Source organism: Dokdonella aquatica (assembly GCF_051987395.1).
Lineage (GTDB): Bacteria > Pseudomonadota > Gammaproteobacteria > Xanthomonadales > Rhodanobacteraceae > Dokdonella.
In genome coordinates, this window is record NZ_CP197094.1 from 2095466 (window position 1) to 2113034 (window position 17569).

The following is a 17569-nucleotide window of genomic DNA, read 5'->3' on the forward strand; positions in this document are numbered from 1 at the left end:
TCCCGTCCGCGTGCCATCATTCCGGACCCCGTCGCCGATCCCATGGACATGCCCGAACCGACCACGGCTGCGGCCGCCTTTGCCGACCTGCGCCAGGAGCTCTCCCGCTGCATCCTCGGGCAGGAGGCACTCGTCGACCGCCTGCTCGTCGCGCTGCTTGCCGACGGCCACCTGCTCGTCGAAGGTGCCCCCGGCCTCGCCAAGACCACCGCGATCAAGGAACTCGCCGCGCGCCTGGAGGCCGATTTCCACCGCGTCCAGTTCACGCCGGACCTGCTGCCGGCCGATCTCACCGGCACCGAGATCTACCGGCCGCAGACCGGCCTGTTCGAGTTCCAGCGTGGCCCGTTGTTCCATAACCTGATCCTCGCCGACGAGGTCAACCGCGCACCGGCCAAGGTGCAGTCGGCCCTGCTCGAGGCGATGGGCGAGCGCCAGATCACCGTCGGCCAGACGACCTATGCGCTGCCGCCGCTGTTCCTCGTCATGGCGACGCAGAACCCGATCGAGCAGGAAGGAACCTACCCGCTGCCCGAGGCCCAGCTCGACCGCTTCCTGCTCCACGTGCGCATCGGCTACCCGGGCGCCGATGCCGAGGCCGCGATCCTGCGCCTCGCGCGCGACCGCGCCCGCGCGGGAAGCGTGACCGGCGCGACGCCCGAGTGCCGCGTCACGCAGACGCAGGTGTTCGCCGCACGCGCCGAGGTGCTCGACCTGCATCTCGCGCCCGCGCTCGAGGCCTATCTCGTCCAGCTCGTGCTCGCGACGCGCGAACCGGCTGCGTACGGAGCCGAGCTCGCGCGCTGGATCGCCTATGGCGCGAGCCCGCGCGGCACCATCGCGCTCGACCGTTGTGCACGCGCACACGCCTGGCTCGCGGGCCGCGACTATGTCACCCCGGAGGACATCCACGCCGTCGCGCCCGATGTGCTGCGCCACCGCGTGCTGCTCAGCTACGAGGCAGAGGCCGAAGGCGTCGATGCCGACCGCGTGCTCGGCCTGCTGCTCGAACGCGTGCCGTTGCCCTGAGCGGCGGATCACGAGTCCACCTTCGATGACGACCCTTGACGCGCCCGGTCCCGGTGTCCGTGTCGCGCTCGACGAGCTGCTCGCGCTCGTCGCGCACGCACGCGGCACGCGGCTCGCCGAAGTCCGCAGTGCCGCGCAGCGCAGCGGCCCTCACGGGTCGCGCTGGCGCGGGCGTGGCGTCGACTTCCGCGAATCGCGTGTCTACCAGGCCGGCGACGACATCCGTCACATGGACTGGCGCGTCACCGCCCGCAGCGGGCGGCCGCACACGAAGCTGTTCGAGGAAGAGCGCGAGCACGGACTGCTGCTGCTCGTGGATCACAATCCGTGCATGCGCTTCGGCACGCGCGTGCGCTTCAAGAGCGTGCAGGCCGCGCGCGCGGCCGCGTTGCTCGCGTGGATCGCCACCGCAGGCGGCGACCGCGTCGGCGCGATCGGCTTCGGCGGCGGCATCCGTGGCGAGGTCAAGCCCGCCGGTGGCCGGCGCGGCGCGCTGCGCGTGCTGCGCGCGCTGCGCGACTGGGACGCCGCGGCGATCGGCGTCGCCGAGCCGCTGTCCGCCGCGCTCGAGCGCACGCGTCGCCTGCTGCGCCCGGGCATGCGACTCGTCGTCGTCAGCGACGGCTTCAGTGTCGACGCGGAAGCGTCGTCGGTGCTCGCGCGGCTCGGCGCGCGCCACGAACTCGGACTCGTGCTCGTCGCCGATCCGCTCGAGCTCGCGCCGCCGCCACCGGGACGTTACGCGCTGAGCCTCGGTGGCACGCGCCGGTTGCTCGACTTCGGCGAGCGCCGCCTCAGGCACGCATGGCCGCAACCGTTCGCCGCGATCCGCGAGCGCCTGCGCGAGGACGCACTGCGCGCGGGCGGGCGCGTCGTCGACGTCACCACCGACGGTGACGTGCGCCGCGCGATCGCACCGCTCACCGCTCGACCGGTCGCCCCGATGGACTCGTCCGCGTGAACGCAGACGGTCCGGTCCTGCGCGACATCCACCTGCCGCCCGATCCGTCGTGGTGGCCGCCGGCGCCGGGCTGGTGGATCCTCGCCACGCTCGTCCTCGTCGGGATCGCCGTGCTGGTGCGTGCGGTCCGCGGCATGCGCCGGCGCCGGCGCTGGCTGCGCGCGCTGCACGGCCAGATCGACCGCCTCGATGCGCTCGACGTGCGCGACGGCAGTGCACTCGCCGCCGACGTGTCGCAGCTGCTGCGGCGAGCGACGCTTCTCGTCGATACGCGTGCGGCGGCGTTGACCGGTCCGGAATGGCTACGGTTCCTCGATGCGCGCCTCGGTGGTGATGCGTTCGAGCACGGCGTTGGGCGTGCCCTGCTGGATGCACCGTGGCAGAAGGGCGCCGTGATCGACGGTGCCGCGCTCGTCGCGCTCGCGCGACGCTGGATCACCACGGTACTGGCGGAGCCTCCGCGCCATGCTTGAGCTGGCCTGGCCCTGGTGGCTCGCCGCATGGCCGTTGCCGTTCCTCGCGGCATGGCTACTGCCGCGCGTGCACGACACACCCGGTGCCGCGTTGCGCCTGCCCCATGCCGGCGTCGCACTGCCCGAGACCGCCACGCATGCCGGCGCGCCGCGTGCGCGGCGCTGGTTCGCGTTGCTCGCGTGGACGCTGCTCGTGTTCGCCGCGGCCCGTCCGCAGTGGCTGGGCGAGCCCGAAGACGTGCCCCGCAGCGGTCGCGACTTGCTGCTCGCGGTCGACACGTCGGGCAGCATGAGCATCCAGGACATGCAGCTCGGCGCGGCGGAGGCGGACCGCTTCTCGACCGTGCAGGCGATCGCGACCGACTTCGTCGAGCGTCGCCATGGCGACCGCGTCGGCCTCATCCTGTTCGGCTCGCGCGCCTATCTGCTCACGCCGCTCACGTTCGACCTCAAGACCGTCGCACGCCAGCTCGACGACGCGACGATCGGCCTCGCCGGTCGCGAGACCGCGATCGGCGATGCGCTCGGACTCGCGGTCAAGCGCCTGCGCGACCGGCCCGAGAACCATCGCGTGGTCGTGCTGTTGACCGACGGCGTCAACAACGCCGGCGAGCTCGATCCACCCAAGGCGATCGACCTCGCGGTCGCGAACAAGGTGCGCGTCTACACGGTCGGCATCGGCGCCGATTCGGTGCGCGTCGACAGCCTGTTCGGCAGCCGCACGTTCAATCCGTCGGCCGAGCTCGACGTCGCGCTGCTCACGTCGATGGCCGAGAAGACCGGCGGGCGATTCTTCCGCGCACGTGACACGGCCGAGCTCGCCGGCATCTACCGCGAGATCGATGGCCTGGAGCCGGTCGACGCCGATGCCGAGGCGCTGAGGCCGGTCGCCGAGCTCTACACGGTCCCGCTGGCGCTCGGCGCGTTGTCGGCGCTGTTCGCGTTCGTGCCCGTGGGGCGTCGCCGCGTGTCGCGGACCGAGGGCTTCGCGTGAGCGGCGCACTCGCGGATTTCCATTTCCTGAGGCCGTTGTGGCTGATCGCGCTCGCGGGATTGCCGTTGCTCGCCTTCGCATGGCGGCGCGCGCGGACGGCGTCCGTGGCCTGGCGTGGTGTCGTCGATGCACACCTGCTGCCGCACCTCGTCGATCGCGACGCCGTGACGCGAGGATCGCGTGGTGCATGGATCGCGGTGGCGGTATGGACGGTCACGACGTTCGCGCTCGCGGGGCCGGCGTGGGAGCGCGAGGCGTTGCCGCTCTACCGCAACGAGGCGGCCCGCGTCATCGCGATCGAGCTTGCGCCGACGATGCTCGCCGCCGACCTCAAGCCGAACCGCCTGGCCCGTGCGCGCTTCAAGATCAACGACATCCTGCGTGCGAGCCGCGACATGCAGACGGCGCTCATCGGTTACGCCGGCGACGCCTACGTGGCCGCGCCGCTGACCGACGACGTGAACACGGTCGCCAACCTCGTCGATGCGCTCGATCCCTCCGTGATGCCTGTCGCGGGCAATGCCGCCGAGACCGCCATCCGCGAAGCCGTGAAGCTCGTCGAGCAGGCAGGCCGCAAGCAGGGTGAGCTCATCCTGCTCGCCGACGGTGCGAGCAGCGCCGCGATCGACGCCGCGCGCGAGGCACATGCGCGAGGACTCGTGGTTTCCGTGCTCGGTGTGGGCACGCCGGCCGGCGCGCCGGTCGCACTCCCGCAGGGCGGCTTCCTGCAGGATGGTGCGGGCAACATCGTCGTGCCGAGACTCGACGAGGGATCGCTGCGCTCCCTCGCCGAGGCCGGTGGCGGTCGCTACGCAACCTTGTCGACCGATCGTGTCGACCTCGATCTCGTGCTCGGTGCGGGAGTCGATGCGTCGTCCACGGCACACGAGGGCGATGCGGGGGACGCGACGAGCGAACGCTTCCGCGATCGTGGCCCCTGGCTCGTCCTCGCGCTGTTGCCGCTTGCACTGCTCGCGTTCCGACGCGGCTGGCTCATGGCGTTCTCGCTCGTGCTGGTGCTACCTGCCGGGCGCGCGCATGCGTTCTCGTTCGCCGACCTGTGGCTGCGTCCGGACCAGCAGGCCGCGCGCGCGCTTGCCGAAGGTGATGCGCAGCGTGCACGGGAGCTCGCGCGTGATCCCGCGTTGCAGGGCGGCGCGGCGTACCGGGCCGGCGACTTCAAGGGTGCCGAGGAGGCGTACACGCGGGCCGCTGGTGCCGAAGCCGACTACAACCGCGGCAACGCGCTGGCGCGGCAAGGCGACTACGAAGGCGCGCTGAAGGCCTACGCAAAGGCCGTCGAAGCGCAACCCGGCCACGAGGACGCGCGCGCCAACGAGCAGGCCTTGCGCGAGTGGCTCGAGAAGCAGGACGCGCAGTCGCCGGACCAGCAGGGCGACAACAGCGACGAGAGCGGCAAGGGCAAGAACGATCCGTCGAAGGGCGGCGAGGGCGAGCGCAAGCCCTCCGACGAGCAGCAGCCCAACGAGGGTGCGTCGGCACAGGAGGGCGAGCAGGGCGACAAGGACGAGCGGCGCTCCGAGCAGAAGAAGCCGGAGCAGGGCGACGACGAAGCGACCGGCAAGGATGCGCAGGGCGATGCGTCGCAGGAGAGCGAAGCGCAGGCGCGCGAGAAGCAGCGCGAAGGCCAGCAGCAGCTCTCGCAGGCGATCGACGAGGCGATCAAGGACGCGCCTCCCGAGAAGGACGCCGCACAGGTCGCTGCCGATCCCGAGCAGGAAGCCGCACGCGAGCAGGACCAGGCGCTCAACCAGTGGCTGCAGCGCGTGCCCGACGATCCTGGCGGGTTGCTGCGGCGCAAGTTCCTGCTCGAGCACGAAAGACGACAGCGCGGTGGAGGTGGACGATGAGGCGATGGCTCTGGATGCTGCTGGTCGTCTCGATCGGCGTGATCGCGTGGCCAGCGATCGCGTCGGCACAGGCCGCGCGTGCGTGGCTCGATCGTGACTCGATGCAGCTCGGCGAGACCGTCACGCTCAACGTCGAGGTCGACGGCAACGCCGGCATCGAGCCCGATTTCTCGGTGCTCGGCAGCGACTTCAACCTGCTCGGCACGCAGTCGAGCCGGCAGTTCAGCCTCGTCAACGGACAGAGCACGGCCAAGACGGTGTGGGCCGTCGGCCTCGAGCCGAAGCGCGCCGGCGCACTCGCGATTCCCGCACTGACGATCGGCAACGCATCGACCGCGGCGATCACGCTGACCGTGCTGCCCGCACCGGTCGGTGCGCAGGGCAAGCCGGGCGACAATGTCTTCGTCGAGGTGACCGCCGATCCGGTGTCGCCCTATGTGCAGCAGCAGGTGCGTTATACGGTCAAGCTGCACTACGCGATCGATCTCACCGAGGGTTCGCTCGACGAGCCGACCGCGGCCGGCGTCGTGGTGCAGAAGCTCGGACGCGACCGCCAGTACGTCGCCACGCTCGGCGAGCGTCGCTACAACGTGCTCGAGCGTCGCTACGCGCTGCTGCCCGAGCAGAGCGGCACGCTGACCCTGCCTGCGCTCGCGTTTCGCGGCAGCACGCCCGACACCTCGGATCCGACCGGCTTCTTCCGGCGTGGCCGTGCGGTCGGTGCACGTTCCGATGCGGTCACGCTCGATGTACGTGCCAAGCCGACGACGTGGGGCGCAGCGCCGTGGCTGCCCGCGGTGTCGCTCACGCTCACCGACGACAACGCGATACCGCCCGAGGTGCCGGTCGGCGAGCCGATCACGCGCAGCGTGCGACTGCGCGCGCAGGGCCTCGGTTACGAGCAGTTGCCCGAACTGCGTTTCGAAGCCCCGGCCGGGACCGAGGTCTATCCCGACAAGGCCGAGACGCAGACGCGCGACGATGGTGCATGGCTCTACGGCGAGGTGTCGCGGAAATTCGCCGTCGTGCCGACGCGACCGGGCAAGCTCGTGCTGCCGGCCATCGAGGTGCAGTGGTGGGACACCGCGCACGAGCGCATGACGAAAGCCGTGCTCGCTGCACACGAGGTCAACGTGGTGCCGGCCGTCGGTGCCGCCGCGAACCCCGCGGCACCCGCGCCGGAGCCCTCGAGCCCGCCGTTCGTGATGCCGGGCGGCGACGTGAGCGCTCCCGCGGTCGCCGATGACACGCACCTGCGTGCCTGGCGCACCGCGGCGATCGGACTCGGCATGCTGTGGCTCGCCACGCTGGTGCTGTGGTGGCGTTCGCGTCGTCGCGTCGTCGTCGCGCCGGCGGTGCCCGAAGCGCCCCGCGGTGGAGACGCGCGTGCGGCGTTCCTGCGCATGTGTGCGCTCGGCGACATCGCCGGCGCCGAACGCGCGCTCGTCGCGTGGGCGCGCGCCGAGCGTGCAGGCGTGCGCAACGCGGGCGACCTCGCATCGTTGCTCGACGACGCGGCACAGCGCGACGCGATCGCCGACCTGCAGCGCGCACGCTATGCCGGTGGTGCGCACGACGGCCTCGGTTCGCGCCTCGAAGCGGCGTTCCGCGGCGGTCTCGCATGGATCCGCGTCGCCGCGCCCGCGCCGGAGCCCTTGCCGGATCTTTACGACCGCCGCCGTTGAGTCGCGGCCGCGCGGTTTGGCGGCCACGGAGGCATGCGGCACACTAGCCGCCTGACCGTCGAGCGTGGGGAATTCCGGGTGAAGTGCAGCGAGACCAGGCGACACGCCATGACCACGGGATTCCACCGCCGTTCGGAGCACGCCGCATGAACACGACCGGCGGCATGCCGCTGCACACGAAGATGCTCATCGGCTTCGTCGCGGGCCTCGCGATCGGCCTCGTCGTGCACGCGACCGCCGATGGCGGCAAGGCCGAATGGGTGCAGCTGCTCACGACCTGGGTCACGCAGCCGATCGGCCAGCTGTTCCTGCGCCTGCTGTTCATGCTCGTGATCCCGCTGCTCTTCTCGGCGCTCGTCGTCGGCATTGCCGAAATGGGCGACATCCGCTCGCTCGGCCGCGTCGGCTGGAAGACGCTCGGCTATACGGTCATCGTGTCCTCGATCGCGGTGATCATCGGCCTCGTGCTCGTCAACGTGTTCCGGCCGGGTGACGGCGTCGATCCCGCCGTCGCGCAGAGCCTGCTCGCCGACGCGAGCGAGGGTGCGCAGAAGATCGTCGCCGGCAGTGCGCTGCAGGGCTCGGGACCGAGCCTCGTGCTCAACATCGTGCCGACCAACGTGATCCGTGCGGCCGCCGACAACGACATCCTCGCGGTGATGTTCTTCGCGCTCATGTTCGGCATCGGCATCGTGCTGACGCGCTCGCCGCTCGCACAACGCACCAAGGAGGTCGTCGAGGGCGTCTTCGAGATCGCGATGAGCCTCATCCATCTCGTGATCCGCTTCGCGCCCTACGCGGTCGCCTGCCTCGTGTTCAACCTCGCCGCGCAGTTCGGCTGGGAGCTCATCTTCAAGCTCGCGGGCTTCGTCGGCGTCGCCGTGCTCGCGATGGCGATCCACTTCTTCGTCGTCTACTCGGCCAGCGTGCGCCTGCTCGGCGGCATGTCGCCGGTGCGCTTCTTCAAGGGCTCGCAGGAAGCGATCGTCATGGCGTTCTCGACCGCGTCGAGCAACGCGACGCTGCCGACCGCGCTCAAGGTCGCCGAGGAGGACCTCAAGCTGCCGCGCAAGGTGTCGCGCTTCGTGCTCACGATCGGCGCGACCGCGAACCAGAACGGTACTGCGTTGTTCGAGGGCATCACGGTGCTGTTCCTCGCGCAGTTCTTCAACATCGAGCTGAGCCTCGGCCAGCAGCTCGTCGTCATGCTCGTGTGCATCCTCGGCGGCATCGGCACGGCCGGCGTGCCGGCGGGATCGCTGCCGGTGATCGCGATGATCTGCGGCATGGTCGGCGTGCCGCCCGAAGGCATCGGCCTGATCCTCGGTGTCGACCGGTTCCTCGACATGTGCCGCACGACGCTCAACGTGACCGGCGATCTCGCGGCCGCAGTAGTCGTGTCCAACGGCGTCGTCGAGGACCCGGCGGAGTCGTCGACCGGCTAGGTGTGAACAGGGGGAGGGCATGGCGGAGCGGAGTCGTCGCGCGGTCATCGGATGCGTCGCGTTCGCGTCGCTCGGCGGCGCGTGCGAGGCCGAGGCGCTGCCATGGGAGGTCTGGTCGTCGCCGCTGCACTTCGCCGAGCTCGACGGCAACGACATCGTCGTCACGCATTCGAGCCGTTGTCCCGACGGTTGCCGCTACGACCGCAGCCTGCGCGGGCCCGAATCCGTCCAGACCAATCCGTTTCCGCTGCGCTGGCTGTACCGCGACGGTGACGAAGCCGTGCTGTTCGACGAACGTGGTCCCGGTGCGTTGACGCGCCTGTGGATGACGACCGGCGACGGCATCTCGCGCTGCATCGATCCGGCGATCCGCGTGCGCTTCCGCTTCGACGGCGAGGCCGTGCCGTCGATCGACCTGCCGCTTGCTTCGCTCTTCGACGGCTCGACGCCGCCGTTCACCCCGCCGCTCGTCGCCGATCGGCTCGCGTCGAGCGGTGGCTACACGATGCACGTGCCGATGCCCTACGCGCAGTCGCTGCGCGTGAGCCTGCTCGGAGCCGAGACGCCGTCGACCGTCTGCGATCCGAGCGGCTGGGGGTTGCTGTGGTACCAGTTCACCGCACACCGGCTGCGTCACGGCACGTCGGTCACGTCGTTCCCGGCATCGCCCGATGCACCGGCGTGGCGGGATTTCGTCGGCCATGCGGGCGACGATCCCTGGCACGGCATGCTCGCACCGCAGCCGTTCTCGGGTGTGCTCGCCGCGGGCGAGACACGCGTGCTCGTCGACGAGGTGGGTGAAGGTGTGCTGCGCGGCCTGCGTCTCGACATCGCCGCGGCCGCCCGTGCCGACGTCGTGCTGCGTGTCGAGATCGACGGCGCGACGGCGGTCGACCTGCCGTTCGATGCGTTCTTCGCCGCATGGACCGATGCACCGCTTGCCGCGCGCAACGCGCTGTTCGGCGAGGACGTCGGTGGACGACTCTATTCATGGTGGCCGATGCCGTACACGCAGTCGCTGCGCGTCACGCTCGTCGCCGACGCTTCGCGTCCGTCACCCGGCGCGTTCGCAGGTGACGTGTCGATCGCCGTGATGGTCGTGCCGCCAGAGGTCGGGCGCTATCGCGCCTGGCGCAGCGAAGCCTGTGCCGCGGGCAGCGACATCGAACTCGCGAACCTGCACGGTGCCGGGCGCATCGTCGCGCTCTCTACGCGCCTGCGCGCCGATGGCGCTTCGACGCTGGCCTACCTCGAAGGCGACGAGCGCATCGTCGTCGACGGTGCGCGCGCACCGTCGTGGCATGGCACCGGCGTCGAGGATCTCTACTCGGGCGGCTTCTACTTCGATCAGGGCGTGTTCGTCGGCCCGTTCGGCGGCGCGACGCGCGTCGACCTCGACGGCAGCGGCACGACGGCCGCGCATCGGCTCATGGCGACCGATGCGCCCGTGTGGTCGAGCACTCTGCGCATGACGCTCGAGGCAGGTCTTTCACCGGCCGAACCCGTGCCGATGTGTGCGCAGCACGTGGTCCACGCCTACGTCAGCGACTATGCGACGAGCGTTGCTCGCGGCGGCTTCGACGTCGGTACGCCGGCTGCGTCGGCACATGCCTACGTACTGCCCGCAGGCACGTCGTGCGAGGCCCGCACGGGACGCTTCTCCGACGAACCGCCCACCGTGCGCAACGCGGCGGTGTGCGGCTTCGCCTCCGGCACGAGCCGCTTCACGTTCACGCTGCGCGAGCCTGCGCAGGGGCTGCGCCTGCGCCGCACGATCGATGTCGCTTCGGGCGAACCGGGACGTGTCGCCGGTGCGCCGGCAGCGCGTGTGCGCATCGATGGTGTCGAGGTCGGACATTTCCCGCCCGCCGCGGCGAATCCTGCGCGGCGCTGGGACGAGCAGGAGATCCTTCTCGCCGGCCAGTACGATGCGGGGGAACTCGCCATCGAGATCGTGCCCGAGCATGGCGTGCATGCTGCGATGCACGGCGAATCGGGCTGGTCGCTGTACAGCGCGTGGATCGACGCGATCCATCACGACGGCTTCGACGGAGAAACGGTGCGATGAGCCTTCGCGATGACGCCGCACGCATCCAGGCCTTGTTCGGCGAGGTGCGCGACCTGCCCGCGACGGCACGCCATCGCCGCCTCGCCGAGCTCGGTGCCGATACGGCCGCGATCGCGCAGGTCGAAGCCCTGCTCGCGGCCGACGACGAAACCTCGGCGATTGGCGCAGGAAGCGAAGAAGCGGGCAGCGAGTGGAGCGCCGGCGACCTGCTCGGCGCATGGCGTCTTCTCGGCGAGATCGGCCGTGGCGGCATGGGCGTCGTGCATCTCGCCGAGCGTGCCGACGGACACTTCGAGCAGCGCGCCGCGATCAAGCTCATGCGCGGCATTCCCGATGCGCAGACCTTCGTGCACTTCGCGCGCGAGCGGCAGATCCTCGCGACGCTGCAGCACCCGGGCATCGCGCGCCTGCTCGACGGCGGCGCGACACCGGGCCACCAGCCTTACCTCGTCATGGAGCATGTCGAGGGCGAGCCGATCGATGCCTACTGCAGGCGCCTCGGTCTCGGGCTCGCAGCGCGCTTGCGCCTGTTCCAGAAGGTCTGCGAAGCGGTGCAGTTCGCGCACCGGCGTTTCGTCGTGCACTGCGATCTCAAGCCGTCCAACGTGCTCGTGCGCGAGGATGGAACACCGGTGCTGCTCGACTTCGGCATCGCGCGCGCGCTCGACAAGACCGCCGGCGCCGGTGACCGCGCCGCGGCCGCGTGGATCACGCCGCGCTATGCGAGCCCGGAGCAGCTGCGCGGCGAAACCGTGACGACGGCGAGCGACGTGTTCTCGCTCGGCCTGATCCTGTTCGAGCTGCTCGCGGGTCGCAGCGCGCGCCTCGATGCCGACGACCACACGATCACGCTGCTCGGTCGTGCCGCGGTCCGGCCGAGCGATCTCGCCGCGGCGATGCCGTGGCGGCAGCGCCTGCGCGGCGACCTCGATGCGATCGTGCAGCATGCGACGGCGTCCGAACCGGTGAAGCGCTACGCTTCGGTCGATGCGCTCGCTGCCGACATCGACCGCCACCTCGCGCTGCGCCCGGTGCATGCCCGCGGTGACGATCGCGCCTATCGCGCGGCGCGCTTCGCGCGCCGCCACTGGATCGCGTTGTCGGTCGCCGCACTCGCCTGCGTGTTCACCGGCGTCTCGATGTGGCGCATCGCCGCCGAACGCGACCGCGCGCTCGTGGCCGAGCGCGAGTCGGCGATCCAGGCCGGCACCGCGAACGAGGTCAGCGCGTTCCTCGTGTCGGTGTTCAACGTGTCCAATCCGCGCGTCGCGACGACGCGCGGTCTGAGCGCGCGCGACGTGCTCGATCAGGGTGCGACGCGCATCGGCACCGAACTCGACGACCAGCCGCGCGTCAAGGCGAAGCTGCTCGAGGTCCTCGGCACGGCCTACCGGCACATCGGCGAGCCCGCACGCGCGAGCGACCTGCTGCGCCAGGCCGCGGCGCTCTACCAGTCGCCGGACGTCGACGATCCGCTCGCCGCGGCGTCGGTGCTGAGCCAGCTCGCCGTGGTGCTCGGCAACCTGCGCATGCCCGGAGGCGAGGCCGAGCGCATCGCGCACGAGGTGCTGCGCCTGCGCGAACGGCATGCGTTGCCTGGTTCCGCGGAGATGGGCGATGCCTACAACACGCTCGGTGTCGTCGCCGAGGGCGAAGACCGCCTCGACGACGCCGAAGGCTTCCTGCTCAAGGCGCTCGCGATCCGCCGCACGTTGCCGGCTGGGCCGGGGAACTCGATTGGATCGACGCTGCACAACCTTGGCCTCGTCGCACGTGCACGCGACGACCATGCCGGCGCGGAGCGCTGGTTCGGCGAGGCACTCGTGATCAAGCGCGCGCAGTCCGGCGAGCGCAGTGCCGACACGCAGAGCACGCTCGAGTCGTATGCGATCGAGGTCGGCAAGAACGGCGACCGTCCGCGCGCGATCGCGTTGCTGCGCGAGAACCTCGCGATGGCCGTCGAGCTCTACGGCCCCTCGGGGCGCGATGTCGGCGACGCCCACAACGAGCTAGGCTCGCTGCTGCACGACGACGGCCGGTTCAACGATGCGGCAGGCGAGTACCGTGCCGCGCTCGACGTCGCCAACGCGCAGCCCGAATCGGTGGAGCAGGCCGCACTCTTCCCGCTCAACAACCTCGCTTCGGCTTACGAGGACATGGGTGACTACGCTGCGGCCGAACCGCTGTTCCGCGACTCGCTCGAACGCCGGCGCAAGCTGCGCGGCGACGAGGACATGTCCGTGCTGCGCGCCGAGTACAACCTCGCGCGCGTGCTGACGCGCGCGGGCAAGCTCGCCGATGCGAGACCGCTGATCGATCGCCTGGCCAAGGGCTATGCGGTGCGCATGGGGCCGACGCATTCGAACGCGGCCAAGGCGATCCTGCTCGAGGCGGAATGGCTCACACGGTCCGGCAGGCCCGACGATGCCGCGCGCGTGTTCGCGACCCTGCTGCCGTCGAAAGATCCGGCGCTGCTCGCGCGCACGCATGCGATCGCCTCGCGCATCGCGCTCGCGCAGGGACGCGGCGGGGATGCCATTCGCGAGGCCGAGGCATCGGTCGAATCCGCGCGCAAGGCGTACGGCGAGCAGCATCCGCTCACCGCCGAGTACCGCCTTGCCGAGGCGGCCGTGCAGGCGCGTCTCGGCGAGGCCGCGCAGGCCAGGGACATCGCAGCGGGCATCGCCGAACGCATCGAGGCCTCGTTCGCGCCCTCTTCACCGCAGCGTGCGGATCTCCAGGCACTGCTCGCATCGCCGGGCGTCGCGCGGCGCTGAGGCACAAAAAAGCCGGCCTGCTTTCGCAGGCCGGCGGCAAACGGCAAACAAGCCTGTGGTCGCCGTTGGAGTGCCCTTTAGAAGCGTGCCTCGGCGCTGACCGAGACGAGATCGGTCTTGAGGTCCAGCCTGTTCTTGTCGACCTTGTAGTAGTCGTAGTTCAGGCCCACGCTGAAGTTGTTGCTGAAGTCGTAACCGAAGCCCGCGCCGGCGTACCAGCTGTTCTTCTTGTCGTCGCCGCTGACCGGCAGGCCCGCGACGAGGTAGTCGCCCTTCGCGTCGGCGCGGAAGATGCCCGTGCGACCGCTCAGATACCAGTTGTCGGTGACGTTGAAGTGTCCGTTGACGCCCGCGTTCCAGCCTTTCAGTTCGGCCTTGCGCAGGAACTCGCCGCTCGGCAGCACGCCGACCGCGCCGGACTTCGGCGAGAACGTGCCGAGGTCCGTGTAGCCACCTTCGACACCGAGCGCCACGTTCGGGTTCAACGCCCAGCGGTAACCGAGATTGACGCCGTAGCCGGTGTCGTCGTCGTCGTACACGCCACGGTCGAGGTTGGCCTGGCCGGCGTTGCCGTTGACGAAGAAGCCGCCCTTGTCCTGGCCTTGCGCATGCGCAGCGGACGAGACGGCGACGAGACCCGCACTGGCGAGGGCAACCGCAAGCATCGTGTTTTTCATGATCGTACTGCTCCAGCTTGTTTCGGGGGACGCACGCGGCGGGGCGCCGCAGGCATCGCGAACTTCGACGGCAGGAGCGCTCTGGCGTTCCCGTCGTGGTCGCGAGTCCTAAGCTGGTGTTCATGCCTCCGTATTTCAATACTTATGGGTTTAGTTATTGTTCATCGACGTGACTTCATGAGTAAAATCAGTGCCTTGCTTCATGCCTCGTGGCGTGCCGTTCAACGCTTTTCCAACATTCCGTGCATGCCTTCTCCACGGTTTCTCTTCGATCGCGAAGCGGCGCATCGCAACTGCCGCGTTGTGGCTTCGTCCAGCCTCCGAGCGCCGCCACGGGGGGACAAGCCGGGACGGATCGGCGACAATGCGCGCCCCTCGCGGCCGGCCGTCGGGCACGCCGCTCCCCTCCGAGTCGAGTCGATCAATGCCGAGCCGTACTGAACTCGCCAACGCGATCCGCGCGCTGGCCATGGACGCGGTCGAAGCCGCGAAATCCGGTCACCCCGGCATGCCGATGGGCATGGCCGACCTCGCCGAGGTGCTCTGGAACGACGTGCTGCGCCATAACCCGGCGAACCCGAAGTGGGCCAACCGCGACCGCTTCGTGCTGTCGAACGGCCATGGCTCGATGCTCATCTACGCGCTGCTGCACCTGACCGGCTACGACCTGCCGATCGACGAGCTCAGGCGCTTCCGCCAGCTGCACTCGAAGACCGCCGGCCATCCGGAATACGCCGAGACACCTGGCGTCGAGACGACCACGGGTCCGCTCGGCCAGGGCCTCGCCAATGCGGTCGGCATGGCGCTAGCCGAGAAGGTGCTCGCCGCGCGCTTCAACCGCGACGGCTTCGACGTCGTCGACCACCGCACGTTCGTGTTCCTCGGCGACGGCTGCCTCATGGAAGGCATCTCGCACGAGGCCGCGTCGCTGGCCGGCACGCTGCGCCTCGGCAAGCTCGTCGCGGTATGGGACGACAACGGCATCTCGATCGACGGCGAGGTGCACGGCTGGTTCACCGACGACACGCCGGCGCGCTTCGAAGCCTACGGCTGGAACGTCGTGCGCGGCGTCGACGGCCACGATCCCGACGCGATCGCCAGGGCGCTCGCCTCGACCGCCGCTGCCGACCGTCCGACGCTGATCTGCGCGAAGACCATCATCGGCTTCGGCGCACCCAACAAGCAGGGCAAGGAAGCGAGTCACGGCGCGCCGCTCGGCAAGGACGAGATCGCCGGTGCGCGCGAGCGCCTCGGTTGGTCTCACGCGCCGTTCGAGATCCCCGCCGACATCTACGGTGCGTGGAACGCGCGCGAGCGCGGTGCGCAGCGCGAAGCCGAGTGGAACACGCTGTTCGCGGGCTACCGTGCGGCGCATCCCAAGCTCGCCGCCGAGTTCGAGCGCCGCCAGGCCGGCGTGCTGCCCGAAGGTTTCGGTGCCGCGGCCGACGCGTGGATCGCGAAGCTGCAGGCCGAAGGCCCGGTCGTCGCGTCGCGCAAGGCCTCGCAGATGGCGCTCGACGCCTACGGCCCGCTGCTGCCCGAACTGATCGGCGGTTCGGCCGACCTCGCCGGCTCGAACCTCACGATCTGGAAGGGCTCCAAGGACGTCAACTCGTCCGATGCCTCGGCCAACTATGTCTACTACGGCGTGCGCGAGTTCGGCATGAGCGCGATCGCGAACGGCCTCGCCCTGCACGGTGGCTTCATCCCGTACGACGCGACGTTCCTCGTGTTCTCCGACTACGCGCGCAACGCGGTGCGCATGAGTGCGCTGATCCCGACGCGCGCGATCCACGTCTACACGCACGATTCGATCGGCCTCGGCGAGGACGGCCCGACCCACCAGCCGGTCGAGCACCTCGCGAGCCTGCGCATCATCCCGAACAACCACGTCTGGCGCCCGGCCGACGCGGTCGAGTCGGCGGTCGCGTGGAAGGCCGCGATCGAGCGCAGCAACGGCCCGTCGTGCCTCGTGTTCTCGCGCCAGAACCTCGCCCACCAGGCGCGCACGCCCGAGCAGGTCGGCGACATCGCGCGTGGCGGCTACGTGCTGTCGGATCCGGCCGAAGCGCGCTTCGACGTGATCCTCGTCGCGACGGGTTCGGAAGTCGAAGTGGCCATGCAGGCGATGCGCATCCTCGCCGACCGCGGCGTCGCCGCGCGCGTCGTGTCGATGCCGTGCACGAACGTGTTCGATGCGCAGTCGCCCGAGTACCGCGAGGGCGTGCTGCCGTCGTGGTGCCGCAAGCGTGTCGCGATCGAAGCCGCCGTGACCGATTTCTGGCGCAAGTACGTCGGTCTCGATGGCGAGGTCGTCGGCCTCGACACGTTCGGTGCCTCGGCACCGGCCGATGCGCTGTACCGACACTTCGGCGTCACCGCCGAGCGCACGGCCGACGTCGCCGCCGCGCTGCGTTGATCGCAGGCCGCGCCCCGTCCGCGGGGCGCGGCCGCATGTCGCGCGTCGCCCATGCGGCGCGTCGACACGGCACAATGTGCGGGTCCGTCGCCTGCGACCGGACCCGATGCGCATCGCGAACCCGCCGGTCCACGCGATGCCATGCCAGCGTCACCGTGCCGCAGCCTCGCAGCCCGGATCGCCAGCCCTTCTTGATCTCCGCCAAGGCGCCACGGCGCCGGGCTTTCGACCATGCGGATCCCGACGGCGCGTCTGCGCCGCGATCCTCCGACAGGTGACAACGTGGCAGCCTTCAACACCGAGCACGTGCTGAGCGTGCGGCACTGGAACGACTTCCTCTTCAGCTTCACGACGACGCGTGATGCCGGCCTGCGTTTCGAGAACGGCCAGTTCATCATGATCGGCCTGCCGGTCGAGGGGCGCCCGCTGCTGCGCGCGTACAGCATCGCGAGCGCGAACTACGAAGAGCAGCTCGAGTTCTTCAGCATCAAGGTGCCGAACGGTCCGCTCACCTCACGCCTGCAGCACCTCAAGGTCGGCGACGAGATCCTGATCGGCAGCAAGCCGACCGGCACGCTGCTGCTGCACGACCTCAAGCCCGCGAAACACCTCTACCTGCTGTCGACCGGCACCGGCCTCGCGCCGTTCCTCGCACTCGTGCGCGATCCCGAGACCTGGGAGCGCTTCGACAAGGTGATCCTCACGCACGGCGTGCGCACGGTCGCCGATCTCGCCTACCGCGACTATTTCGAGCACGAGCTGCCGAACCACGAGTACTTCGGCGAGGCTGTGCGCGAGAAGTTCGTCTACTACCCGACCGTCACGCGCGAAGCGTTCCGCAACACGGGTCGCCTCGACGAGCTGCTCGACAGCGGCAAGCTGTGCGCCGACATCGGCCTGCCGCCGCTCGATCCCGCCAACGATCGCGCGATGATCTGCGGCAGCCCCGCGATGCTCGCCTCGATCTCGGCGCTGCTCGACCGCCGCGGCTTCGTCGTCTCGCCGCGCATCGGCACGCCGGGCGACTACGTGATCGAGCGCGCGTTCGTCGAGCGCTGAGCCGGCGCGCGTTCGCGGCAAAAGCGAAGGTTCCTATCGTCACGAAGGGCGCCGGCGACATCGGCGCGCCCGACGCTTGACTTGATCGTTTACGCATGTAATCGTCAGTCA

General features: G+C 70.1%; 12 protein-coding genes. 11 read left to right on the forward strand and 1 reads right to left on the reverse strand.

Annotation, left to right across the window (positions count from 1 at the left end; translation table 11 throughout):
* The first annotated feature begins 42 nt into the window (after nucleotides 1-42).
* The 9 genes from ACQQ2N_RS09240 to ACQQ2N_RS09280 all read left to right on the forward strand — a co-directional run bounded on the left by ACQQ2N_RS09240 (nucleotide 43) and on the right by ACQQ2N_RS09280 (nucleotide 13303).
* Entirely contained in the window at nucleotides 43-1029 is a 987-nt protein-coding gene (locus ACQQ2N_RS09240; RefSeq protein WP_440225425.1) for an AAA family ATPase, read from the forward strand.
* A gap of 25 nt (nucleotides 1030-1054) precedes the next feature.
* On the forward strand, nucleotides 1055-1990 hold the full coding sequence (locus ACQQ2N_RS09245; protein WP_440225426.1) for a DUF58 domain-containing protein: 936 nt from the start codon (nucleotides 1055-1057) through the stop codon (nucleotides 1988-1990).
* Nucleotides 1987-2463 (forward strand): DUF4381 domain-containing protein, encoded by a 477-nt coding sequence (locus ACQQ2N_RS09250; RefSeq protein ID WP_440225427.1) that lies wholly within the window; start codon nucleotides 1987-1989, stop codon nucleotides 2461-2463. The genes ACQQ2N_RS09245 and ACQQ2N_RS09250 overlap by 4 nt, the downstream gene beginning before the upstream one ends.
* Nucleotides 2456-3457: a vWA domain-containing protein gene (locus ACQQ2N_RS09255; RefSeq protein ID WP_440225428.1), complete on the forward strand. Its 1002-nt coding sequence runs from the start codon at nucleotides 2456-2458 to the stop codon at nucleotides 3455-3457. Before ACQQ2N_RS09250 ends, ACQQ2N_RS09255 begins: the two co-directional genes overlap by 8 nt.
* On the forward strand, nucleotides 3454-5328 hold the full coding sequence (locus ACQQ2N_RS09260; protein ID WP_440225429.1) for a VWA domain-containing protein: 1875 nt from the start codon (nucleotides 3454-3456) through the stop codon (nucleotides 5326-5328). The genes ACQQ2N_RS09255 and ACQQ2N_RS09260 overlap by 4 nt, the downstream gene beginning before the upstream one ends.
* Complete coding sequence (locus tag ACQQ2N_RS09265; protein WP_440225430.1) at nucleotides 5325-7013, forward strand: BatD family protein; 1689 nt, start codon at nucleotides 5325-5327, stop codon at nucleotides 7011-7013. Before ACQQ2N_RS09260 ends, ACQQ2N_RS09265 begins: the two co-directional genes overlap by 4 nt.
* A 146-nt stretch (nucleotides 7014-7159) precedes the next feature.
* On the forward strand, nucleotides 7160-8458 hold the full coding sequence (locus ACQQ2N_RS09270) for a dicarboxylate/amino acid:cation symporter (RefSeq protein ID WP_440225431.1): 1299 nt from the start codon (nucleotides 7160-7162) through the stop codon (nucleotides 8456-8458).
* A 19-nt stretch (nucleotides 8459-8477) separates the two neighbouring features.
* Nucleotides 8478-10526 carry a DUF2961 domain-containing protein gene (locus tag ACQQ2N_RS09275; protein ID WP_440225432.1) on the forward strand — a complete coding sequence of 683 codons (2049 nt, stop codon included), beginning with the start codon at nucleotides 8478-8480 and terminating at the stop codon, nucleotides 10524-10526.
* Nucleotides 10523-13303, forward strand: coding sequence for a tetratricopeptide repeat protein (locus tag ACQQ2N_RS09280; RefSeq protein ID WP_440225433.1), 2781 nt, complete (start codon nucleotides 10523-10525; stop codon nucleotides 13301-13303). Before ACQQ2N_RS09275 ends, ACQQ2N_RS09280 begins: the two co-directional genes overlap by 4 nt.
* Nucleotides 13304-13380: 77 nt before the next feature.
* Here ACQQ2N_RS09280 and ACQQ2N_RS09285 read toward each other — a convergent pair whose 3' ends face one another.
* Entirely contained in the window at nucleotides 13381-13980 is a 600-nt protein-coding gene (locus tag ACQQ2N_RS09285; RefSeq protein WP_440225434.1) for a porin family protein, read from the reverse strand.
* 424 nt (nucleotides 13981-14404) lie between these two features.
* Between ACQQ2N_RS09285 and tkt the strand changes: the two genes are divergently transcribed.
* Both tkt and ACQQ2N_RS09295 read left to right on the forward strand, forming a co-directional pair.
* Nucleotides 14405-16399 carry a transketolase gene (gene tkt / locus ACQQ2N_RS09290; RefSeq protein WP_440225435.1) on the forward strand — a complete coding sequence of 665 codons (1995 nt, stop codon included), beginning with the start codon at nucleotides 14405-14407 and terminating at the stop codon, nucleotides 16397-16399.
* A 231-nt stretch (nucleotides 16400-16630) separates the two neighbouring features.
* A complete protein-coding gene (locus tag ACQQ2N_RS09295; RefSeq protein ID WP_440225436.1) occupies nucleotides 16631-17458 on the forward strand; it encodes a ferredoxin--NADP reductase in 828 nt (275 codons plus the stop codon).
* The last annotated feature ends 111 nt before the right edge of the window (nucleotides 17459-17569 follow it).